The sequence below is a fragment of the Marinobacter sp. M5B genome (assembly GCF_042604615.1).
Lineage (GTDB): Bacteria > Pseudomonadota > Gammaproteobacteria > Pseudomonadales > Oleiphilaceae > Marinobacter > Marinobacter salarius.
On record NZ_CP156894.1, the window covers coordinates 591769 to 613569 of the forward strand.

24 protein-coding genes are annotated in these 21801 nt (G+C 59.4%); 7 read left to right on the top strand and 17 right to left on the bottom strand.

Features of this window, described 5'->3' with window-relative positions:
• Window positions 1-7: 7 nt before the first annotated feature.
• Window positions 8-1693, bottom strand: a complete 1686-nt coding sequence (locus tag AAGD24_RS02675; RefSeq protein ID WP_041336686.1) for a SulP family inorganic anion transporter — start codon at window positions 1691-1693, stop codon at window positions 8-10.
• 218 nt (window positions 1694-1911) lie between these two features.
• Here AAGD24_RS02675 and AAGD24_RS02680 point away from each other — a divergent pair, with 218 nt between their 5' ends.
• Entirely contained in the window at window positions 1912-2451 is a 540-nt protein-coding gene (locus AAGD24_RS02680; protein ID WP_036202834.1) for a cytochrome b, read from the top strand.
• A 43-nt stretch (window positions 2452-2494) separates the two neighbouring features.
• Here the strand turns inward: AAGD24_RS02680 and AAGD24_RS02685 are convergent, their stop codons facing one another.
• The 9 genes from AAGD24_RS02685 to AAGD24_RS02725 form a co-directional block, all read right to left on the bottom strand.
• The gene (locus AAGD24_RS02685) at window positions 2495-2749 is read right to left on the bottom strand and encodes a sulfurtransferase TusA family protein (RefSeq protein WP_379866426.1); all 255 of its coding nucleotides are present in this window, start codon (window positions 2747-2749) and stop codon (window positions 2495-2497) included.
• Entirely contained in the window at window positions 2742-2867 is a 126-nt protein-coding gene (locus AAGD24_RS02690; protein ID WP_379867392.1) for a hypothetical protein, read from the bottom strand. The genes AAGD24_RS02685 and AAGD24_RS02690 overlap by 8 nt, the downstream gene beginning before the upstream one ends.
• Window positions 2864-4036, bottom strand: a complete 1173-nt coding sequence (locus tag AAGD24_RS02695; protein WP_126810689.1) for a formate dehydrogenase subunit gamma — start codon at window positions 4034-4036, stop codon at window positions 2864-2866. The genes AAGD24_RS02690 and AAGD24_RS02695 overlap by 4 nt, the downstream gene beginning before the upstream one ends.
• An 85-nt stretch (window positions 4037-4121) precedes the next feature.
• Window positions 4122-4730, bottom strand: coding sequence for a formate dehydrogenase FDH3 subunit beta (gene fdh3B / locus AAGD24_RS02700; RefSeq protein WP_007153241.1), 609 nt, complete (start codon window positions 4728-4730; stop codon window positions 4122-4124).
• A gap of 15 nt (window positions 4731-4745) precedes the next feature.
• A complete protein-coding gene (locus AAGD24_RS02705) occupies window positions 4746-7631 on the bottom strand; it encodes a formate dehydrogenase subunit alpha (protein WP_075195324.1) in 2886 nt (961 codons plus the stop codon).
• Window positions 7632-7717: 86 nt separating this feature from the next.
• Window positions 7718-7906, bottom strand: coding sequence for a twin-arginine translocation signal domain-containing protein (locus tag AAGD24_RS02710; RefSeq protein WP_075195323.1), 189 nt, complete (start codon window positions 7904-7906; stop codon window positions 7718-7720).
• A gap of 41 nt (window positions 7907-7947) precedes the next feature.
• Window positions 7948-8559, bottom strand: a complete 612-nt coding sequence (locus AAGD24_RS02715) for a molecular chaperone (protein ID WP_085681747.1) — start codon at window positions 8557-8559, stop codon at window positions 7948-7950.
• Between the two features lie 107 nt (window positions 8560-8666).
• The gene (locus AAGD24_RS02720) at window positions 8667-9299 is read right to left on the bottom strand and encodes a DUF3306 domain-containing protein (RefSeq protein ID WP_075195322.1); all 633 of its coding nucleotides are present in this window, start codon (window positions 9297-9299) and stop codon (window positions 8667-8669) included.
• Window positions 9299-9877: a DUF3305 domain-containing protein gene (locus tag AAGD24_RS02725; RefSeq protein WP_379866430.1), complete on the bottom strand. Its 579-nt coding sequence runs from the start codon at window positions 9875-9877 to the stop codon at window positions 9299-9301. Before AAGD24_RS02725 ends, AAGD24_RS02720 begins: the two co-directional genes overlap by 1 nt.
• A gap of 149 nt (window positions 9878-10026) precedes the next feature.
• Here AAGD24_RS02725 and AAGD24_RS02730 point away from each other — a divergent pair, with 149 nt between their 5' ends.
• Genes AAGD24_RS02730 through AAGD24_RS02745 form a run of 4 tightly spaced genes read left to right on the top strand, consistent with a single transcriptional unit; the run spans window position 10027 to window position 14045 of the window.
• Window positions 10027-12006, top strand: a complete 1980-nt coding sequence (locus AAGD24_RS02730) for a 4Fe-4S binding protein (protein ID WP_075195320.1) — start codon at window positions 10027-10029, stop codon at window positions 12004-12006.
• Window positions 12007-12025: 19 nt separating this feature from the next.
• Window positions 12026-12871 carry an Mrp/NBP35 family ATP-binding protein gene (locus AAGD24_RS02735; RefSeq protein WP_151982932.1) on the top strand — a complete coding sequence of 282 codons (846 nt, stop codon included), beginning with the start codon at window positions 12026-12028 and terminating at the stop codon, window positions 12869-12871.
• A 41-nt stretch (window positions 12872-12912) separates the two neighbouring features.
• The gene (locus AAGD24_RS02740) at window positions 12913-13572 is read left to right on the top strand and encodes a biotin/lipoate--protein ligase family protein (protein ID WP_379866433.1); all 660 of its coding nucleotides are present in this window, start codon (window positions 12913-12915) and stop codon (window positions 13570-13572) included.
• A complete protein-coding gene (locus tag AAGD24_RS02745; RefSeq protein ID WP_091644564.1) occupies window positions 13569-14045 on the top strand; it encodes a DUF6505 family protein in 477 nt (158 codons plus the stop codon). The genes AAGD24_RS02740 and AAGD24_RS02745 overlap by 4 nt, the downstream gene beginning before the upstream one ends.
• On the opposite strand, the gene AAGD24_RS02750 is transcribed toward AAGD24_RS02745, so the two are convergent.
• The 7 genes from AAGD24_RS02750 to AAGD24_RS02780 all read right to left on the bottom strand — a co-directional run bounded on the left by AAGD24_RS02750 (window position 14046) and on the right by AAGD24_RS02780 (window position 19633).
• Window positions 14046-15308: a molybdopterin-binding protein gene (locus AAGD24_RS02750; RefSeq protein ID WP_228210337.1), complete on the bottom strand. Its 1263-nt coding sequence runs from the start codon at window positions 15306-15308 to the stop codon at window positions 14046-14048.
• The gene (mobB, locus tag AAGD24_RS02755) at window positions 15305-15808 is read right to left on the bottom strand and encodes a molybdopterin-guanine dinucleotide biosynthesis protein B (protein ID WP_379866435.1); all 504 of its coding nucleotides are present in this window, start codon (window positions 15806-15808) and stop codon (window positions 15305-15307) included. Before mobB ends, AAGD24_RS02750 begins: the two co-directional genes overlap by 4 nt.
• Window positions 15805-16392, bottom strand: coding sequence for a molybdenum cofactor guanylyltransferase MobA (gene mobA / locus AAGD24_RS02760; RefSeq protein ID WP_036202872.1), 588 nt, complete (start codon window positions 16390-16392; stop codon window positions 15805-15807). The genes mobB and mobA overlap by 4 nt, the downstream gene beginning before the upstream one ends.
• Window positions 16385-17254, bottom strand: a complete 870-nt coding sequence (locus AAGD24_RS02765) for a formate dehydrogenase accessory sulfurtransferase FdhD (protein WP_036202874.1) — start codon at window positions 17252-17254, stop codon at window positions 16385-16387. Before AAGD24_RS02765 ends, mobA begins: the two co-directional genes overlap by 8 nt.
• Before the next feature lie 65 nt (window positions 17255-17319).
• A complete protein-coding gene (locus AAGD24_RS02770) occupies window positions 17320-18126 on the bottom strand; it encodes a substrate-binding domain-containing protein (protein ID WP_085681740.1) in 807 nt (268 codons plus the stop codon).
• Window positions 18127-18194: 68 nt separating this feature from the next.
• Entirely contained in the window at window positions 18195-18938 is a 744-nt protein-coding gene (locus tag AAGD24_RS02775) for an ATP-binding cassette domain-containing protein (RefSeq protein WP_036202880.1), read from the bottom strand.
• The gene (locus AAGD24_RS02780; RefSeq protein WP_036202883.1) at window positions 18935-19633 is read right to left on the bottom strand and encodes an ABC transporter permease; all 699 of its coding nucleotides are present in this window, start codon (window positions 19631-19633) and stop codon (window positions 18935-18937) included. Before AAGD24_RS02780 ends, AAGD24_RS02775 begins: the two co-directional genes overlap by 4 nt.
• Window positions 19634-19749: 116 nt before the next feature.
• Here AAGD24_RS02780 and AAGD24_RS02785 point away from each other — a divergent pair, with 116 nt between their 5' ends.
• Entirely contained in the window at window positions 19750-20634 is an 885-nt protein-coding gene (locus tag AAGD24_RS02785) for a helix-turn-helix transcriptional regulator (protein WP_213479948.1), read from the top strand.
• 51 nt (window positions 20635-20685) lie between these two features.
• On the top strand, window positions 20686-21798 hold the full coding sequence (locus AAGD24_RS02790; protein WP_228210339.1) for a putative sulfate/molybdate transporter: 1113 nt from the start codon (window positions 20686-20688) through the stop codon (window positions 21796-21798).
• Window positions 21799-21801: the final 3 nt, after the last annotated feature.

A 21801-nucleotide genomic window follows, 5' to 3' on the forward strand; every position in this document is an offset into this window, starting at 1 on the left:
CCGGCTTCTACGTCAATGCCTCAATCGCTTTCGCGTCGGTCGCGAAAATATTCTCCTCTTTGATCAGTTGGGCCAGCCCTGTCCTTGAAAGGGCCTCCCTCAACGGAAGTTTTGGGCCGGACAGGTAGAGGGTAATGCCTCTTGCATCCAGAAAGGACCAGATGTCCTGCAGGGTATCCAGGCCAGTAGAGTCGACCTGATTCAGGGAGGATGCAGAAATCAGCACGGTTCTCAAATCCGGGGCGGCATCCACTCGCTTGCGGATGGAGCGCTCCAGAACCGGTGCCGTCAGGTAAGTGAGTGAGGCGTCCATACGCACCCCGAGAACCCCCTCGGCAATGGGCGGCAGTTGGTAAAGATGTCGGTCACGAAACCCACCTGACTCATGAACCCCCAGCTCAATGATTCGCGGCACGGCATGATGATGAAGGAAGGCGAGCAAAGACGCCGCTATGCCCGCCAGAATTCCCCAGTACAGGTTTGGCACGGTGACCAGTGTCACCACCAGGGTGACGAGAGCTACCATGCCATCCTTGGGGTTTTCACGGCTCAATCGGGTAAGCGAGCGGACATCAATCAGCCGGGTGACGGGCACGATGATGATGGCGGCGAGGATCGCGGTCGGCAGGTGATACAGGAGCTCGGTAAACCCGAAAAGAGAGATCAGCACGAGCAGTGAGGCGATCAGGGACGCCCTCGCGGTCTTCGCTCCACTGTAGGCGTTCAGCGCCGTGCGGGAGAACGAACCGCTGACAGGAAAGGCACCGCTGAAGCCGCTGGCCATTTTGGCCAGACCCTGACCGATTAACTCCTGATTCCGGTCCCACGGTTCTCCTGTTATTCGCGACATGGTGCGGCAACTGGACATCGCTTCGGTAAAGCTGATCAGTGCAATGATCGCAGCGGGCAGCAGAAGCGCCAGGTGCTGGTCAACGGAGAGTGTCAGAGGCAATGAAGGCTGGGGAAGTCCGCTTCCGACCGGACCGATGACCGAGCCGCCAAGCTCTCCAAATCCCAGCAGATAACTGCCGGCGATGCCAATCAGTGTAACGACCATCACCGCAGGCAGGCGCGCGGTCAATTTTCCGAGTAGCAGCAACGCTGCCACGCCACCGAGGCCGAACCCGGCGGTTGCGACCAGCCGCCAGGGGGCGTGTTGCCATTCCTGCCAGAGAGTGGATAGCCAGTTTCCGCCGGCGCCTGTATCGAAGCCCAGTAGGGCAGGGATCTGTGAAACGATAATGATGACGGCAGCCGCATTCACGAATCCCTGAACGACAGCGTTCGAGATCAGGTTGGCAAGAATGCCCATGCGGAACGCGCCCATAAGAAACTGCATGAGCCCGGAATAGAGGGCGAGCCATATGGCCATCACCACCCATTCCGGGGACCCCGCTTCGGCCAACGGTTGCAGCGCCGCGAAGGTCAGCAGGCTGGTTAATGCCACAGGCCCGACCGCAAGCAGTGACGATGAACCGAACAATGCCCCAACAATGCCCGGCAGCAGTGCCGCGTAGAGACCGGTAACGGGCGGCATCCCCGCGAGTTGGGCGTATGCCAGGGCCTGGGGGATCAGTACCAACCCGACCGTGATGCCGGCAATGGCGTCCGCCCGGTTCTGCCGTCTCGTGGGTCTGGCCCATGTCAGGAAGGGGAAGAGCCTGACGATCAGTTTACTTGAGGATGCCCGCATAACAATTCCAATTGGCAACGTGTCGGTGTAACGCACGTATCCGGTCCGGCTCTCCATTTAAGGGGCTTTGATAACCGTATAGCACATTACCAGCATCGGGATAGAGAAAGTAGAATTCGACTCAATGATCTATGCTGTCATTAGGCTGCATGGCACCGCCTCTGGCCTCTGCTGGCCTCTGGAGAGTGCACGAATAAATTCGCTGATGGAGAAGGCGTATGCAACAGATCCAGAAATACCCCGCGGGCTGGCGGGTACTGCATTGGGTAATGGCGCTGATGGTCCTGACGTTGATACCCGTCGGGCTCTGGATGGCGTCGCGTGCGGAAGCTGATATCTGGGGGGCGCTGACGAATACCTTGTACAGTGGGCACAAAGCCATAGGTTTTACCGTGCTCCTACTGATGATCCTGCGGATCGTCGTCAAGATACGGGTAAAAAGCCCACCCTATCCCGAGAGCATGCCCCGCACATTGCAGATTGCAGCCAAGAGCATGCACCACCTGATCTACGTCATGTTGGTGGTTACGCCTTTGTTTGGCTGGGCCGGTGTGACGGCGTATCCGGCTTTGGGCATCGTGGGCGATGTCAGACTGCCCGCCATGCCTTTTGTGCCGGAGGACAAGGAATTGGCTGGGAGCCTGTTTGCGATACATGGGTGGCTCGCCATAACGTTGGGGGTGCTGGTCGCAGGCCATATCGCGGCGGCCTTTCGTCATATGCTCCGTGGGGATGGTATTTTCCGCCGGATGGTTTGAGTTGGCATGCGAGGACCGCAGCCGGCCTGTTCCGGTGCGATCGCTAAGCCAGGCAGATGCGGTACCGAAGCACCCCGGCATCCTCCTCACGGACCCATTCAATCCGGTGCCCGGTCAGCTCGCACAGCACCTGTAAATCCCGGCGGCCGCTGGGATCATCGGCCAGGAAGTCAACCTGCGTGCCGCTGGGAAGGCCCTGGGTGCGCTTCTTAAAACGCAGAACGGGCAGTGGGCATACCAAACCGATGGCATCGATCTGGTAAATCTCTGTTTCATGCATCTGGGACTGTTCAGTCAAGCCGCACATTCTCACTGTTGGTTTGCGCGGCGGAGGACCACCCGAACTGGTCAAGAACGGGCGGGGCGGCAAAGGCAATCACCAGCGCCGCGACAAACGCTGAAATCATGACTTTCACGATGACCCTCCTTTACCCTGTTTGGCTTCAACCTCGGCCACCCACAGATCGTGGTGCTGGCGCGCCCACTCCACATCAACCTGGCCGTTACCCATGGCATCGAAGGCGCCTTCCATGCCAACCGAGCCAATATAAATGTGGGCAATGATGGCCAGCATCATCACGAATGCGACAATCGAGTGCCAGAGGTTGGCGTATTGCATCTCTTCGTGGGGCGCCAGATCGGTCGGGAAGCTGGTACCCAGAACACTGTTCATGATGCCGAAGGTATCGGCAAACATGGGCATCTGAAACGGGAACAGCAGCGACAGCCCGGAAAGGGACACTGAGACGCCCAGCACCATCACGGTCCAGAAAATGATCTTCTGGCCGGCGTTGAATTTCTTCGCGGACGGATGGCTCTTGGTAAAGATACCGCCGCCGGCCTTGAGCCATTGCCAGTCCAGCTTGTTGGGAATGTTGTGGGCCACCCACATGACAAACGTCATCACCAGCCCCAGCATGAACGCCCATGCAACGTTATTGTGGACCCACTTGGAGCCGGCAGCCAGGGTGGCAAAGGCGTCGGCCCCCATGACCGGGATCAGGAAGCTTCGCCCCATCAGGGTGATCAGCCCCGTCAGGCCCAGGGCGATAAACGAGCCTGCCAGCAGCCAATGGCCGAACCGCTCGACGGCTTTGAACCGTTCAATTGTAGTGCCCGCAGGGCCGCCTTCGATTTTGATCCTGCCGCGAATGAGATAGAACACCACCAGCAATGCGATGAAGCCCAGAATGGCACCGCCGCCGTAGGTGATGACCGGCCCTTCACGCAACTGGTACCAGCGCATGCCGCCGTCCTGGATCAGAACATCGGCCGCCGGGTTGCGAACCTGGGTTTCAATGTCGATGTTGTCGTAGCGAATGCCGCGCCAGGCATCAGCATCGGAACGCCCGCCACGGGTGCCCAGTGGCTCGTTGATCGGCGCCGCATTGGCGGGATTACCTGTTTCTTTGGAACGGGATTCCCCGTCAGCTTTCAGTCTTTCCTGCCGGGCCATGATGTCTTCGAGGGTTTGGCCGCCCCCGGTAGACATCTGGTCAGACTCGGGAACGTCCTGCGCCCACACAGGGTTGAAGACCAATGTCGCCAGCACAAAAACGGCGGCACCGAATAGTTTACAGTTCATGAAAGCACTCCAGCGGAATGAACAAAAAGAATCCGTTGCCTTAACGAATGCCGGGGCCCCAGGGCCCCGGAAACATCCAATGGGCTTACGCGCCCTTCTTCTCGTAGGCTGTGCCCCATCCCCAGGCGCCTGAACCAAAACCACGGTTCACCACACGCTGGCGGTAGATGTCCGCTACCTCGTTGCCGTCACCGGCCAACAAGGCTTTGGTGGAGCACATTTCCGCACAGATCGGCAGCTTGCCCTCCGCAATACGGTTGCGCCCGTACTTGGAGAACTCCGCTGTGGAGTTGTCTTCTTCCGGACCGCCCGCACAGAACGTGCATTTGTCCATCTTGCCACGGCTGCCAAAGTTGCCCGCTTGCGGGAACTGAGGGGCGCCGAATGGGCAAGCGTAGAAACAATACCCACAACCAATGCACAGATCCTTGGAGTGCAAAACCACACCGTCTTCGGTCTGGTAGAAGCAATCCACGGGGCAGACGGCCATACAGGGCGCGTCTGAACAGTGCATGCAGGCTACCGAGATCGAACGCTCACCGGGCTTGCCATCTTCAATGGTCACCACGCGTCGACGGTTGATGCCCCAGGGGACTTCATGCTCATTCTTGCAGGCCGTTACGCAGGCATTACACTCGATGCAGCGTTCGGCATCGCAAAGGAATTTCGCTCTTGCTTGTCCTTCAATGGCCATGATCTACACCTCTTGTTATGCCGGCATAATCGAACACAGGGTGCACTTGGTCTCTTGCATCTGTGTGACCGAGTCATACCCGTATGTTTGAACTGTGTTGGTGGATTCACCCAATACGTAGGGGTCGGAGCCTTTCGGATACTTGTCCCTCAGATCCTTGCCCTCCAGGTGTCCGCCGAAGTGGAACGGCATGAAGGCGACGCCCTCGCCGACCCGTTCGGTCACCATGGCCTTGACTTTGATGCGTGCGCCTTCCGGGCCAGACACCCAGACATCCTTACCGTCACGAATGTTCATGTTGTTCGCATCACGCGGATTCACTTCAATGAACATGTCCTGCTGCAATTCCGCCAGCCACGGGTTGGACCGGGTCTCGTCACCACCACCTTCATACTCAACCAATCGGCCTGAGGTCAGAATGATGGGGAAGTCCTTGCTGAAGTCCTTCTTCTGGATGGACTCGTACAGGGTCGGGACACGCCAGAAGGTCTTGTCCTCGTAGGTCGGATAGTCCTCCACCAGGTCTCGGCGGTTGGTATAGAGGGGTTCGCGATGAAGCGGCACGGGGTCCGGGAAGTTCCAGACGATGGCGCGGGCCTTGGCGTTACCAAAGGGCGCGCACTCGTGTTTGATCGCCACACGCTGGATGCCGCCAGACAGGTCGGTTTTCCAGTTGGTTTCGGGGCCGGCAACGGCATCAATGCTGGCCCGCTCTTCGGCCGTCAGGTCGCCATCCCAGCCCAGGTCCATCAGCATCTGCATGGTGAATTCCGGGTATCCGTCCTTGATCTCGGAATTTTTCGAGTAAACGCCGTCCGCCAGCAGGTTTTCGCCGTTGCGTTCAACGCCAAAGCGGGCACGGAAGGTAAGGCCACCTTTGGACACCGGCAAAGACATGTCATAGAGCACGTGTGTGCCCGGATGGTTCATTTCCGGTGTGCCCCAGGATGGCCATGGCAGGCCGTAGATATCACCATCGCAGGGGCCACCCACCGCACGCAGTGTGGTCTTGTCGAAGTGGTGCTGGTTGGCCATGTGCTTTTTCAGCCGCTCGGGCGACTGACCGGTGTAGCCGATGGTCCACATGCCACGGTTGAATTCACGGGTGATGTCCTCGACGACCGGTTCATTGCCTTCAATGGCGATATTGCGGAACATGCGATCGGTGAAACCGAACTTGTCCGCAAACAGCTTCATGATTTCGTGGTCGACCTTGGAGTCGAACAGCGGCTCAACGACCTTTTCACGCCACTGGAGCGATCGGTTGGAAGCGGTGACCGAGCCCGATGTCTCGAACTGTGTGGTCGCCGGCAACAGGTAAGCGCCCTCCTTACGGTCGTGCAGCACTGCAGACACGGTGGGGAAGGGGTCCACCACGACCAGCAGGTCGAGTTTCTCCATGGCTTCCTTCATTTCCAGCATCCGGGTCTGGGAGTTGGGCGCGTGGCCCCACAGCACCATAGCCCGGGTGTTGTCGGGCTGCTCCAGGTTTTCCTTGGCTTCCAGAACGCCGTCAATCCAGCGCGATACGGGTATGCCTTTCTCGTTCATCATGGCTCTGGATTTGCCATCCTTGTCCCACACGGCAAAACGCCCCTTGAGCCAATCCAGGTCCTCTTCCCAGACGCGGGCCCAATGAGCCCAGGAGCCAGCGGCCAGCCCATAGTAGCCGGGCAGGGTATCGGCCAATACACCCAGGTCAGTGGCGCCCTGAACGTTGTCGTGGCCACGGAAGATGTTGGTGCCGCCGCCAGCAGCGCCCATGTTGCCCAGTGCCAGTTGCAGCACACAGTAGGCGCGGGTGTTGTTGTTGCCGTTGGTGTGCTGGGTACCACCCATGCACCAGATGACCGTGCCAGGGCGGTTATTCGCCAGGGTACGAGCGACGCGCTCAAGCTGTGCTCCAGGCACACCGGTTACACGCTCGACTTCCTCAGGGTTCCATTTCTTTACTTCCTGCCGGATGTCGTCCATGCCGTACACGCGGGTGCGGATGAACTCCTTGTCTTCCCAGCTGTTCTCAAAGATGTGCCACAACAGGCCCCAGACCAGCGCGACGTCTGAGCCCGGACGAAACCGTACATACTCGTCCGCGTGCGCGGCGGTGCGGGTGAAGCGAGGGTCGCAGACAATCAGCGGCGCGTTGTTTTCTTCCTTGGCTTTGAGAAGATGCAGCAGCGACACCGGGTGCGCTTCCGCAGGGTTACCACCGATCAGGAAGATCGCTTTCGAGTTGTGGATATCGTTGTACGAATTGGTCATCGCACCGTAGCCCCAGGTGTTGGCTACGCCGGCAACCGTGGTCGAATGGCAGATCCGGGCCTGGTGATCAACGTTGTTGGTGCCCCAGTAGGCAGCGAATTTGCGGAAAAGGTAGGATTGCTCATTGTTGAACTTTGCGCTTCCCAGCCAGTAGACCGAATCCGGACCGCTTTCCTCGCGGATCTGTAGCATCTTGTCGCCGATCTCGTTGATCGCTTCGTCCCAGGAGATTTTCTGCCACTGTCCGCCGACCATTTTCATCGGGTACTTGAGACGGCGTTCGCCGTGAGCGTGTTCACGTACTGAGGCGCCTTTTGCACAGTGCGCACCCAGGTTGAAGGGGCTGTCCCAACCAGGCTCCTGCCCGATCCAGGTGCCATTCTGGACCTCAGCCTCGACCGTGCAGCCAACCGAGCAGTGGGTACACACGGATTTTTTGCGAACAATTTTCCCACCTTCCGTCGATGGGGTAGCGGCCTCAACGCGGCCGGATGTTAGTGACAGAGCTGCCAGACCACCCACTGTGACACCGGAGGCGGCCAGGAAACCACGGCGATCCATGGTTTTGGCAGCGAGGGATGAAAGTAAAGAACCAGCACGGGGGCCTTTCGCTACCCCGTTGGTTTTCTTTCTTAACATGTCAATTACCTCTCTCTTTTTATTCTCGTTTTACGGAGGTGTGGCCATTCAAGAGCCTTTCGCAACCTTGAATGACACACGCTTCCTTAAAAGCGAGCCGATTCGAAGTACTTACGTGTGTGTTCAGTGTCACGCAGACCGCTGCTTTTCGGGGCTTCTTTCACCACCTCGGCTGCGGCGTTGGGGGAGACTGCCAGCGCAACAGCCGCAGGCGCTGCAGCTGCTGCCACCTTCAAGAAACGGCGGCGGCTGTTTTCACGTTTCGGGTTGTCCATTGGACACCTCCACCTGAGTTAAGGGACCAGGCAGGTCCCAGTTATTGAATGGCAAAAGCATCAGCCTCAACGGCCATGAAAGCCCGGCCCAGCGAGCCCACGGGCGCGTAGAAAACCGCGCTTTGCGCTTCTTCCAGATCGGTAAAGAACAGTGCCGCCCACTTCGCCAGGTGTGCGTCGAAGAAGGCTTTTTGAGAAGGCTGGTCACTGTCACACAGGAACTCGCCCGCAATAATGCCGGCCATGATTTCGCACAGCGTGCCCATGTGATCTTCCGGTTCTTTAACGTTGTCTCTTGCCTTGATGCCCCTGGCCATCAGGTCGCTGCGCAGATTCGCAAGGGGCTTCTCGTTGAGAAAGCCGGTCAGGTAATAACTGGTGTAGGGCAGTAATTCCCCACGACCGATGCCAACGAAAAGGTTGTTGAACTCCCGCTCGGCATCCTTGGGCGTGGTGCGTTGGGCAAGGGCAGCGAGGTTTCTGGAGGCGGTTCCTATCGGAGTGTCGTCGCCCTTTAAGGTCGCCAGTCCCCGCAGCAACTCACTTGAAGGTGGGCCGCCCAGCAAGACACCCAGCAACTGATACATTTGGGCACGGGCTCGATCTTCGTCGCTGATCGAGCGAGGGCACTGAACTTCTGCAGTGTTGGCCAAGACGTCTCTCTCTTCTTGTCTCTTGTTTATTGTTGTCTAATTTTTAATCACCGATCTACTGTATATAGCTCCGATTTGTGTCGGGCGCAACTACAGTTGCTAACGATTCACGAATCGCCAAAACGCATTCGTGGGCGGTAGCGCGGTGTCGATTCTTCCCCGGTTTTGGTGACCACTGGTAGGGTATGACCAGCAGTATCTGATGGAACTTCTTCGAAGTCGGACTCGGATTCCTCGATGGCTTCTGCAGGTTCCGGAGGCGCCATCGTTACCGCAGTTTCGGCCTGCTCCGTGTGCTCTGTGATGGAGTCCCCGCGTTCTTTATCAGCCTGCTCCCCCGCCTTTTTGGTTCGGTCGATCAGCCCTTGTCCCACCTTGTAGAGGGTCTTTACGGCCCCGGTCGCGCTAGCCGCGCTGGTGAAATCCTCATCGTAGTCATTGAGCCCGTCCAGCACGGCAAGTACGGGGTTGGATTTCCAAAGTGATCGCAGGGCCCTGCGGCGTAGCAGTTCGGGGATTTCTTTGCGCATGAACCCGGTAATATCGGTACCCAGCTCAATGGCATCAGGATCTGGTAAGCCGTACTTCTCCAATACATCGTGCTCGGGCAAGGTCTGATTGATGGCGAGTTCCTGTTCTTCCGGTGACGGCTCGGACTCGACCGAGGGCGCCGCCGGCTCAGTTTTATTACCGGTTTCTGCTTTCTTGCGCGACCAACGTTGCAGGCGTGACTCAGCCATCACTGAATCCTCGGTTTTGTGATGTTGGCGGGTGCGCGAAAGACGTCGCTCTCCTGCCGGATACGCGGATCGCCTTTGGCGTCTTCGATGCCATCGACTTGGACACTGTCACGACGCCGTTTCTTGAAGGGCTCTTCGATGTAGTGCATATCGACAAACTCTTTGATCCAGGCCGCCAGAGACTCGGGAATGGGCACAGGCTCGACGATACTTTCGCCACTGTCCTGTGCATCCAATGCCTCATGGGCACTGGCGGTAATGGAACTGACGGCCCACCCTGAGGGAGAGTGACCGGTCTGGTCCTTATCCATGACAATCCAGACGGAGGGAACGGCCATGTTCAGGGATACAAGGTAGCCCTCCACGTCGGCGCGAAAGAGCTCCATGGTCACCGTGCCTGCGTGGTAATCCACGTCATCGCCTTCACGGATCAGTTCTTTCCAGAACGCCTCGGGGGCGCCCGGTATGACCGCCACCGGCTTCCAGATATACCGCGCCCACTGGGTTATGCCAGGGGACTGGCGGACGACGGCACCGACTTGTAACGCGCGTTTCCAATGATCTGTGCGACTGCTCATGGCTGCTCTCTTTTGTTATTCCTTCAAGCTAGCAGGAGGTCAAAAAATATCCAACTTTCCAATTGTCCAAAAACAAACGGCTGTGGCATGCTCGAAGAGCTATAGTGTTTCGTATACGTATAACAACAATGAAAAGAGTCGAGTTCCTGATGACGGCACACAAGACCTTACTGCTATGCAGCTGCGATAAAACACAGTCCTTTGATCCTGAGGCGCTGCGCAAGGCCGCAGCCGCTGAACAGGTAATCGCGGTGGATCAATTGTGCGGCCACGACATGAAGATGGCCGCTGAGCACCTGGGTGGTGATGCAGACGTACTCATTGCCTGTGGCCAGCAGGCTGCCCTGTTTGAGCGTCTGGGCGAGGATGTGCAAGCTGAAATCGGGCACTCCGCGCCGCTGGGCACCATCGACATCCGGGACCGGGCTGGTTGGGGGAGCGCGAGTGCAAACCCCAAACGTCAGCATGCCAAGCAAGCGGCCCTGGTTGCCGCGGCCCAGCTGCCGGCTCCGATTGCGCCTGCGAAAACGATCCGCTCCAGCGGGGTGTGCTGTATCGTTGGCCCCACCGAACAGGCCGTAAGAATGGCCGAGCTGGTACAGGACGAGCTGGGGGTGACCTGTATCGTCAACGATGCCGGCCCCATACAGCTTCCCTCTGCCGCCTACGACGTGGCCAGGGGCCGACTGACGTCAGCCTATGGCGCACTGGGCAATTTCAGAATGGAGTTTGCCCAGTTGCAAACCCTGAATCCCGCCGGCCGTGGTGCACTGGGTTATGGCGAGGTGCAGGCCACCGCTAGCAGCGAATGCGATGTGTTTATCGACCTCCGTGGTGGCGCTCCGGCCTTTCCCAGCCATCAGAAGCGCAACGGTTATTTCTGGGCCGACCCCGCCAAAACCGGGGAATTGGAGCGCATTGCCCTGACAGCCCGGGAGCGGGTTGGTGAGTTTGAGAAAACCGTCTACTTCAGGTTGGAAGAGTCCCTGTGCGCCCACTCCCGGGCCAACAAAACCGGCTGTACCCGCTGCCTGGATGTCTGCCCTACCGAGGCCATTTTTTCGTTCGGTGACCACGTGCAGATTGATTCGGATATCTGTGCCGGTTGTGGCTCCTGCGCGGCTGTTTGCCCGACCTCAGCCATCACCATGAACGAAAGCCCGTTCGAAGCCCTGACCAAAGCCGTGGACGTGATGGCCAGGGTGTATCGTGAACATACCGAAGAATCCCCTCGGCTGGTGTTCCATACCCTGGACGCCGGTGGTGAGGCCATGGCGCACCTGGCTCGGTACGGCGATGGGCTGGCGGACGACCTGATTCCGATGGGGCTTGAGCATATCGATCGTATCGGCCATGCCGAGATCCTGGCCGCACTGGGCGCCGGCTATGCGGAAGTCCTGCTGCTGGCGGACAACGAGACTGACCGCCAGGCCGTTGCCGCGGAAGTGGAACTGGCTCAGGCCATGGTGAGCGGTGCCCACCATTCGCCCACCCGGATCCGGGTGGTTGCGACTGACGAGCTCAGTGCGGAAGGGGACAATGCGGGCCGCGTCAGTGAGCCCGTGTTACTGGTTGGCGGCCGCCGTGACATCACACGGGTTACCGTCAGTGCGATGGCGGACGGTGTTGAAGCGCCGATCCCCCTGCCACAGGGCGCGCCCTATGGTGCTATCGAAATCGATTCCGATAAATGCACGCTCTGTCTGGCCTGCGTGTCTCTGTGTCCGACTGGCGCCCTTGGCGACCATCCGGACCGGCCGGAGGTTCAGTTCACGGAAAATGCCTGTGTTCAGTGTGGCGTCTGCGACAGCACCTGCCCCGAGACAGCCATCAACCTGAAGCCGCAACTGGATCTGTCCAAGGGGGCGCTAAGCGCCCGGGCACTGCACGGCGAGGAGCCTTTCGAATGCATCAAGTGTGGAAAGCCCTTCGGTGTTGCCAGCACCATCAACCGGATCGTTGAAAAACTGGAGAATCAGCACTGGATGTACAAAAACGCCGATAACGTCCAGCTTATAAAGATGTGTGACGACTGTCGGGTGAAATCTCAGTTCCACGGGGAAAACGCGCCTCTGGCAGGGGGAGAGCGCCCAAGGGTTCGCACCAGAGACGACTACCTGGACAGCTAGAATAAAAACAGGACGCGACATGGTTGAATACACCGAAGTAGGAAAACCGAACCTGATTGGTACCGACGCTCCCCGGCCTCAGGACAAGAACCCGAAAGGCGTTGACCGCATCATTGCCATCGCCTCCGGCAAAGGGGGAGTCGGCAAGTCGACCGTGGCCTCCAACCTGGCGGTTGCACTGGCGTCGAAAGGTCTGAAAGTGGGCCTGTTGGATGCCGATGTGTACGGCCCCAGCCAGCCCCGCATGATGGGTGTGTCAGGCCGGCCGTCCAGCCCCGACGGAAATACCATACTGCCGCTGCGCAATCACGGGGTGACCCTGATGTCCCTGGGCCTGATGGCCTCCGAGGATGAAGCCATTGTCTGGCGCGGGCCCATGTTGATGGGTGCCCTGCAACAGATGATGAACCAGGTGGACTGGGGCCGGCTGGATGTCTTGCTGGTGGACTTGCCCCCGGGCACCGGTGATGTCCAGATGACCCTGAGCCAGAAATTCTTTGTCGCAGGGGCGGTTGTGGTCTCAACCCCCCAGGACATCGCGTTAATGGACGCGCGCAAAGGCATCGATATGTTCAAACGGATGGATGTGCCCCTGTTCGGCCTGATTGAAAACATGGCCTCTTTTATCTGCGATGGTTGCGGCAAAGAGCACCATCCGTTTGGGCACGGCGGTGCCAGGGCGGAGGCTGAAAAATTGGGCTCGCCCTTCCTGGGCGAAATTCCGCTGGATCTGGACATCCGCGTTGGTTCGGATGGCGGTGTCCCGATTGTGGTATCGAAGCCGGATAGCCCTCAGTCGAGGGCTTTTCAGCGCATCGCCGATGAACTGATCGCCTCCGAAGTGTACGCCGAGGCCATGCGATGAGCGTGTCGCCGAGCTTACCACCGCTGTTTACAGGCGAACGGGTGCCAAACCAGACGGATCCGTTTGATAAGGCCGTCAGCCGTGCCATTGCCGGAGTTGATTCCGGCACGATCTTCTATTCCGACGCGGTGGACGTCTTGCGCGCGGCCCTGGTGCTGGCGCCGGAAACCTCATTGGAAGAGGCTGTCCAGGTGGTCTACGTGGCCCAGATAGGCCTGGCTGAAAGTCTGGGCGCGCTGGCCCCGCCCGAAGTGCCGGTGTTCTTCCAATGGCCCGATCGTATCAAGGTCAATGGCGCGGTGTGCGGCGGTGTCCGTTTTGCTGCGGATGTGTCAGATCCCAGCGCTCATCCAAACTGGCTGGTGGTCGGCATCGATGTGCCTTTTTTGCCGGTGGGCGGCGAGCCGGGCGAGACGCCGAACCAGACCTGTCTGCACGAGGAAGGCTGTGTTGAGATCACGCCCATGGCGCTTCTGGAAAGCTGGTCCAAGCACACATTGTTGTGGCTGACTTACTTCATGGACAGTGGCTTTGAGCGTATACACAATGAGTGGCGGCCACGCTGTGACACCCTGGGCAAAATGATCGACCGGCCAAAGCCTGGGCTCTTTGTGGGCCTGGATGAAAAGGGCCGGATGCTGTTGCGCCAGGATGTCATGACCGAAACAGTGAGTTTGATCGAATTTGCGGAGCACGTATGAAACTGGCCCGAACCCTGCGACTGGATGTATCCGATGACAATGTATTTGACCTGCCGGCTCCCAGCGGCGAATGGGCGATATCCGGCGGGTTTGAGTTTTCCAACTGGACCGAAGCGGACCTGAAGGGCAAGGCCCGGCAGGCCTTCAGCAATGGTTGGTACAGCATCGAGTCAGGCGGTCGTGCCAGTTTTGTGGGCGTGTGCGACATCACCGAAGCGGAATTGGAGCAGTTACGCCAGACCTTGGCGCAGACGTTTGTTGAGTGTTACGGCGCTCCGGATATCGATGCGGCCTATCCGGTCGCCTGTGAGGAAATCGATCAGATGCGCAGCATGTGTGAGGACTTCGAGGACAACACGCTGTTGATGGTCAGCCGCACGCTCACCGAACTGGGTGTTGAGGAAACCTACCGCTCCCGGGGCCCGCAGGATGCCTCGCTGGAGGCCTTTGCCGTACATGGCAGCGTTGACTGATTACAGTCCGAAACTGCCATAGGGAATAAACCGCACCAGGGTGCCCGGTTCTATCTGCTGGGCGCTTTCGTCCAGCTCCACCAAACCCTCGGACCAGGCCAGGCCGGTTACACGTCCAGAGCCCTCAGAGCCAAATACCTCAACCTGTCCATCCCGAACGCGGGCCCGCAACATCTCGCTGCGCCCCGGTTTCTTATTCTTGGAAAAGCCAGCGGGCACGAGATAACCCTGGGGTTCGAACCAGTTCCCTCCTGCCAGCAACGCCATCGCCGGCGCGCCAAAACGCAGTGCGCAGACCCAGGCGGCGACCGGGTTTCCCGGCAAACCCACCACGGGCGTTCCCTGGAACATGGCCAGTGCCAGCGGGCGGCCCGGTTTGATCGCAATGCGCCAGTTACTGATGTCACCGTGTGCTTTCAGCATTTTCGATACGTGATCCTCGTCGCCGGCAGACACGCCGCCGCTGGTGAGGATCAGGTCGCATTGTTCCGAGCCTCGCTCCAGCGCCGCTTTGACTTCTTCGGCCCGGTCGAGCACATGACCAAGGTCCACCAGCTCAAAGCCCAATTGTGCCACCAGAGCATTCAGCATTGGCCGGTTGGCGTCATAGATCTGCCAGTCGGTGACGGCTGAGCCGACGGGCTTTACTTCATCCCCCGTGGATAGAACGCCGACGCGCAGGCGGTGATAGACGTCGACCGAGTCGACACCCACGCTGGCAAGTACTGAAATCTGGGTTGGCGTCAGGCGGGTGCCTGCCGTGAGGATTCGATCCTGTGCCTTGATGTCCTCGCCGGCTTTGCGTGCGTTGGCGCCGGCTTTTAACGTGCCGTTCAACTGCAGTTGGCCATCTCGGACTTCGCAGTCTTCCTCGAGGACCACGGTATCCGTGCCGGCCGGAATCACCGCGCCGGTCAGAATCCGGATGGCGTGGCCCGCAGGCACGTTCCCCATATACGGTTCACCGGCGGCGCTGCGGCCATCAATCAGGGGCAGGCTGCAGGGCACGTCTGTCAAAGGTCCTGCGAAGGCATAGCCATCGACTGCGGAATTGTTGCTTGGGGGATGAGCGCGAGGCGCATAGACGTCGCTTGCCAGGATTCGCCCATTGATCTGCGACAGCGAAACGGCGTGTTCCACCTCCACTACCGGATGTAGGCGTGAGCGCAGCCGCTCCAGTGCCTCTTCCACCGGCGTCCAGTTCACCCCGGGGGGCAGGGCGAAACAATCGTTACGAAGTGGAGTCGTTGTTTTCCCGTTCATGATGTCCCTGGGCTCAGAATAAAGTCAGCGATGGCGGGTACATTGTTTACATCGAAAACGGGGCCCGGGAAATCCGCAGCGTAGTCCGCTACACAGTCCGCCACCAGGGCAATGATACTGTCGTCCTCCGGGTAGAGGGGCGCACGGGCGCTTTCCTGCCTGTGCACTTCAATCTTGGGATGCGGGTGGGTTTTAAAGCCCTCGACCACCACCCAGTCGCAGGGGCCCAGCCGCGCCAGCAATTCATCCAGCGTTGGCTCTTCAGCGCCGCGCAGTTCGTGCATGATGGCAAAGCGTCGCCCGCCCGCCAGGATAACCTCGCGAGCGCCGGCATCGCGGTGCTTGTAGCTGTCGGTACCGGGTTGGTCCACATCCACCCCGTGATGGGCGTGCTTGATCGAGTTAACCGTTAACCCCCTGCTGGACAGCTCGCGAATCAGGGCTGCTGCCAGCGTGGTTTTTCCGCTGTTCTTCCAGCCCACAATGCCGATGACATTCACTTCAGGTGCTTCTCCGCCCAGGCCAGGTCTTCCGGTGTATTGATGTTGAAAAAGTCGTCCTCGCCGAACACCACCAGGGTTTCACCCTGGGCTTGTGTCCACTGGCGGATCTTGCGCACGCCGTCGTTCAGGGCGGCTCGAAGATCATCCCGCAACGCGACCCGCCAGCGGCCAAACGTTGGCTGGGGCAGGCGACCACGTTCCGGATCCGGTGTCGCCGCGAGCACCACCGGCGTGTCATGCCCGGCCAACCGTGCAGCCAGGTCCCGGGGGAACGATGGGGTGTCCGCAGCGACGCTGATCAGCCATTCATGCCCTTGTTCGGCCGCCCAATCCATGCCCGCCAGAACACCTGCCAGCGGGCCTGGAAAATCAGCGATCGAATCAGCCACCACCGGCAGCCCCAGATCATCAAACCGACTCAGATCGCCGTTGGCGTTCAACACCACGGCATCCACCTGCGGTGTAATCCGGTCGATGACCCGCTGGATCAACGACTGATCACCCAGCATCAATCGTCCCTTGTCGCCGCCGCCCATCCGGTTGGCCTGGCCGCCCGCCAGAATGACCGCGCAATCAGTCATGCTCGGCCCCTTTTCGACGGTGCTTTTTGTCCTCGTCAGGAACCTGTGACAAGTCCTGATCGAACACCAGGCGGTGTTGCCCACTGAGGCACGTGAACTTTTTACCGCGCATCCGACCGATCAGGGTCAACCCGACCTGCCGGGCAATATCGACGCCCCAGGCGGTAAAGCCAGACCGGCTGATCAGGGTCGGGATTCCCATCAGGGACGTTTTGATGACCATTTCGGAGGTCAGGCGGCCCGTGGTGTAGAGGACTTTGTCGGCGGCGGTGATGCCGTTCAGGTACATCCATCCTGCGATCTTGTCCACCGCGTTGTGGCGCCCGACATCCTCCATGTAGGCCAGAATCTGGCGATCCTGACACAGAACCGTGCCGTGAATGGCGCCGGTTTCCATGTACAGGCTGGGAGTGTGGTTGATCTGGTAGGAAAGATCGTAAAACGTGCTGGTGTGCACCGGTGTGTCCGGTAGTGACAGGCCTTCAAGCCCCGCCATCATGTCACCGAACACCGTACCCACGGCGCAGCCGGACGTCCGGGTTTTCTTTTCCAGTTTGTCTTCGACATCGGTAACACCTGCGGTACGCACCACGGCGACTTCCAGCTCTTCGTCGAAGTCAATTCCGGTGACCTGATCGTTTTCCTTTAGCATACCTTGATTCAGGAGAAAGCCGAGGGCCAGATACTCCGGGTGATCGCCAATGGTCATGGCGGTGACGATCTCCTGGCTGTTCAGATAGATCGTCAGAGGGCGCTCCTCGATCACGCTGATGGACTTTGATTGACCGTTTTCATCAACGCCCTCGACGGCGCGGGACAAACGAGGGTCTTTGGGATCGGGCAGTATCGGATTAATCGTCATTGTTGTTATAGCTCTTCCAGGAACGCCACGGACTTGAATCTCGATGCACGTCCCCAGAGATTAGCCTATTTGGCATTCGGGAAAAACAGCTGTTGTCCGTCTACCTTGAAGTCTGCTATCGCTTGCTGGCCATCCTCGGAAATCAGCCAGTTGTGCCACTGTTCAGCGAGATCGTGCTTGAGATGCGGATGCTTCTCTTCGGAGATCAGCAGGCTACCGTACTGGTTGAACAATACTTCGTCGCCGGCAAAAAGCAGCCTCAGGTTCTGGCGGTTGCCAAACGCCACCCAGGTGGCGCGGTCCGACATCACGTACGCATCCATCGCTGCAGCGGTGTTGAGGGTTGGCCCCATGCCACTGCCGAGTTCGCGGTACCAGTCGCCATCGGGGTCCACGCCGGCGTTCTCCCAGAGGCGCAACTCGGCGCGATTGGTGCCGCTGTCATCGCCGCGCGAGGTGAAGGGTGCCTTGGCATTGGCAATCGCCGCGAAGGCTTCAGCGGCACTTTGCGCCTCACCAATATTCGCCGGATCGTCTGCGGGGCCAATCAGCACGAAATCGTTGTACATGACATCGGCGCGCTCGGTGGCGAAGCCGTTCTCGACAAAGCGCTTTTCTCCGGCGGTGTCGTGTACCAGAAGGCTGTCGGCGTCGCCGCGACGGGCGATTTCAAAGGCTTGTCCGGTGCCCACTGCCACCACCCGTACGTCGATACCGGTATGGTCTTCGAACTGCGGTAAAATGGCGTTGAACAGCCCCGAGTTCTGGGTGGACGTCGTTGAGGCCAGGGTGATGTAGTCATCAGCGAACGCGCTGAATGCCAGGCCCATGCTGGTTACACCTGCGAGTACAAGGGTTAAGCCTTTGTTCATCTTGTTTTCTCCTTTCGCGCGTGTGGAACTTCCATTGAGTAGCCAGCCGGTAAACCGTCAGAGTAAAACTATCCCACCAGTTCTCCGGCAATAAACGCTTGTGCCTCCCGCGAGACGGGCCTGTTGAAAAAGACGTCGGCGGGGGTGTGTTCGCACACCTTTCCACCAGAAAGAAACAATACATCTCCGGCAAGGCGCCTGGCCTGATGCAGATCGTGAGTGGTCATTACGATGCGCGTTCCCCGCTGATGAAACTTGCGTACCGCCGCCTCCACGCCTTTAATAGCCGCCGGGTCGAGTGCGGAGGTGGGTTCATCCAGAAACAGCACCTGAGGAGAAAGAACCCAGGCGCGAGCCAGTGCCAGGCGCTGCTGTTCGCCGCCGGATAGCACGCGCGCGGGCGTGTTTGTGCAGGAGGTAAGCCCAAAATGCTCAAGCGCTTCGCAGGCGATCTGTGTACGTGTCTTGCGGGGGACATTGTTGACGGCCAACGCGTGAACGAGATTGGCCAGGGCCGAGCGACGCAACAGTACCGGTTGCTGGAACACCATTGCCTGGCGGGGGCGCCCCCCACGTGACCAGGCCACCTGTCCCTGAGTGGGTGAGAGCAAACCGTGCGCCAGCCGTAACAGAAGACTCTTGCCCGCCCCGTTGGGTCCCATCACCAGGGTAGGGCCGGTGCCGTCCAGGGTGAATGAGCAGGGTCCCAGTAGCGCCTTGCCCTGCTGGTTGAAGGCGACGCCATCAAAACGCAGCGTTGGTGGCGGGAGGAGGGCGGCCGAGGCAAGGAGCGGAACGTTGAATGACGTCATCCTATCCGTCTCCTTGTCAGTTCGCCCACCAAATAGGCGCCTGCGTTAATCAGCATGACCAGCGTCAGCAGCACAATCCCCAGCCCCAGTGCCAGTGGCAGGTTGCCTTTGCCGGTTTCCAGCACAATGGCGGTGGTCATGACCCGCGTGACCCCATCAATATTGCCGCCGACCATCATCACCGCGCCCACTTCGGCGCTGGCGCGGCCAAAACCGGCAAGCAGAACGGTCAATAGCGCAAAACGGGCATCCCACAGCAGAGTGGGCATCATGCGTGAGCGCGACATACCCAGTGACATGAATTGCTCGCGGTACTCTCCCAGAAGCTCTTCCACCTTCTGACGCGAGAGCGCGGCAAGAATTGGCAATACCAGGACCACCTGGGCAATGACCATGGCTCCTGGTGTAAACAGGAACCCCCACTCACCCAGAGGGCCGGCTCGCGAGAGCAGCAAGTAGACGGCGAGCCCGGCCACCACCGGAGGCAGCCCCATCAAGGCGTTGAGGACGACAATCATGACGCCGCGCCCGGGGAATCGCCACAGTGCCACCGCCGCACCGAGGGGGAACCCCAGAACGGCCGCGATCAGTACCGCCATAAGCGACACCTGCAGCGAAAGCGCCACGATCTGAAAGAGCGAAGCGTCTAGGTTTAGCAGTAGCGACAGCGCCACGCAGAACGCATTATTTTCCACAGCTGCGTCTCCTTGTTATTGAGCATCGTGGAGTTTCTGACTACGCTTTGCACAGCCTGTTGAAAAATATGCAGCTAAAAACAGTTTAGTGCTTTTCCAGGCAGCAGGAGAGATTGATGACGCTTCCCGCATACCTCACCACGGCCGAAGCTGCCGAGTATCTGCGTCTGAAAGAGCGCAAAGTCTATGATCTGGTCAGCCAGGGCGTGATTCCCTGTGTGCGGGTGACGGGAAAGCTGTTGTTCCCACGCCAGCGTATTGATCTGTGGTTGATGAACCATCTGGAGGGTGACGACGCCGTCAGTTCGCCGACCCCGCCGGTTCTGGCGGGCAGCCAGGATCCATTGTTGGAGTGGGCGGTGAAGGAGAGCGGTGCGGAGCTGGCGCTGCTGTGTCAGGGGAGTGGCGATGGCGTACAGCGATTGATCGCCGGGCGCGCAATGCTCGCCGGGATGCATATCTGGCACGCTGAAAGCCGGGGCTACAATGATCCTGTCACATTGGGGTTGAGCGGCATGCGCGACCTGGTGCTGATTCGCTGGGCGAAGCGCCAGCAGGGGCTCCTCTTAGCCGCCGATAACCCTCACCGACTTGCCCGCTTGGAGGATATCGCCCGCCCCGGCATACGTCTGGCCCATCGCCAGCCCGATGCCGGCGTCAGCCATTTGTTGCAGAGTTTGCTGGCACGCCACCGCCTCGATGCCGGACACCTCACGTGGGCAACGCATCCGTCGCTCAGCGAAGACGATCTCGCCTTGGCCATTCGCCAGGGCGAAGCGGATGTTGGCGTGGGAATCGAAGCGGCGGCCCGGCGCCAGGGATTGGCGTTTATTCCGCTGCAACAGGAGCATTTTGATCTGGCCATGCGCCGGCGCCACTACTTTGATCCGGCCATGCAGAGGTTGCTGTCGTTTGCCGGTAGCGAGCGATTTGTACAGCGCGCCGAGGCGTTGGGCGGTTACGACATCGCGGAGCTGGGACATGTTGTCTATAACGCGTGAGTGTTGCCAATAATAACTCAATAAAAACAGGCCAATGAACCAGGAGCCCGCATGCCCTTAAACCCAAAAGATTCAGTGAAGGAGGTCAGCGGGGCGCTGGGTGACATCGGCACCCTGCTGCCACTGAGTCTTGGGGCGATCGGCGTGGCAGGGCTGGCACCGGTGCCTGTACTGCTGGGGTTTGCCGTGTTCTACATTGCAACCGGGCTGTACTATCGGCTGCCGATACCGGTGCAACCGATGAAAGCGGTTGCTGCGTTGTTGCTGACCACCGAGGTGACTTCCCAAAGCCTGGTGGCAAGTGGCGTGCTGATCGGAGCAGTACTACTACTCCTGGGCGCAACCGGATGGATTAACCGTGTGGCACGTCTTGTGCCCGGCTCGGTATTGAGCGGCCTTCAACTGGGGCTGGGGTTGCTGCTGGCCAACATGAGCCTGGGGTTGATGGCCACGTCCTTGCCGTTGGGTGTGATCACCTTGACGGTGTTGGCCATCACCCTCAAGGTGTTGCCGAACTGGCCAGCAGCCCTGATAGGACTTGGTGTGGCGTTAGTGATCGGCGCGGTACTGGGCGCGCCGGGACTGACTCTGCCCGCAGCAGGTTCGGTTCCATTTGCACTACCTCAACTGCCAGGCATAAACGATTGGCAGCAGGCGATCTCCGTGCTGGTGTTACCTCAGTTGGCGCTTACGATCACCAACGCCGTCGTACTGACGGCCCTGGTGGTTGGGGATTACTTCGGCGAGCAATCGCACCGCGTGTCGCCAGGCCGCCTGTCCGTGACAACGGGGTTGGCCAACCTTTTTCTCGTTCCGCTCGGTGCTTTGCCCATGTGTCATGGCGCCGGAGGCGTGGCCGCGCACCATCGTTTCGGTGCCCGGACCGGCATGGCCCCCGTTCTGCTGGGAACCGCTTTGCTCATGGTTGCTTTTCTGCCGGGCGGCTTTTCATTTATTGCCGCCATTCCGGTAGCCGGTCTAGGTGCCTTGTTGTTGGTAGCCGCCGTTGAGCTTGCCGTGTCCAGACGTCTCTGGGCAGCCAAGCCGTCTTGCTGGCCGGTCATTGCGATAACCGCATTGGTGACCGTCTGGGCCGATCCCTTTTTCGGGCTTCTGGCGGGGATGGTTGCGGAAGCGGTTCGGCCAGCCCGGTCTCTTGCGTGATTG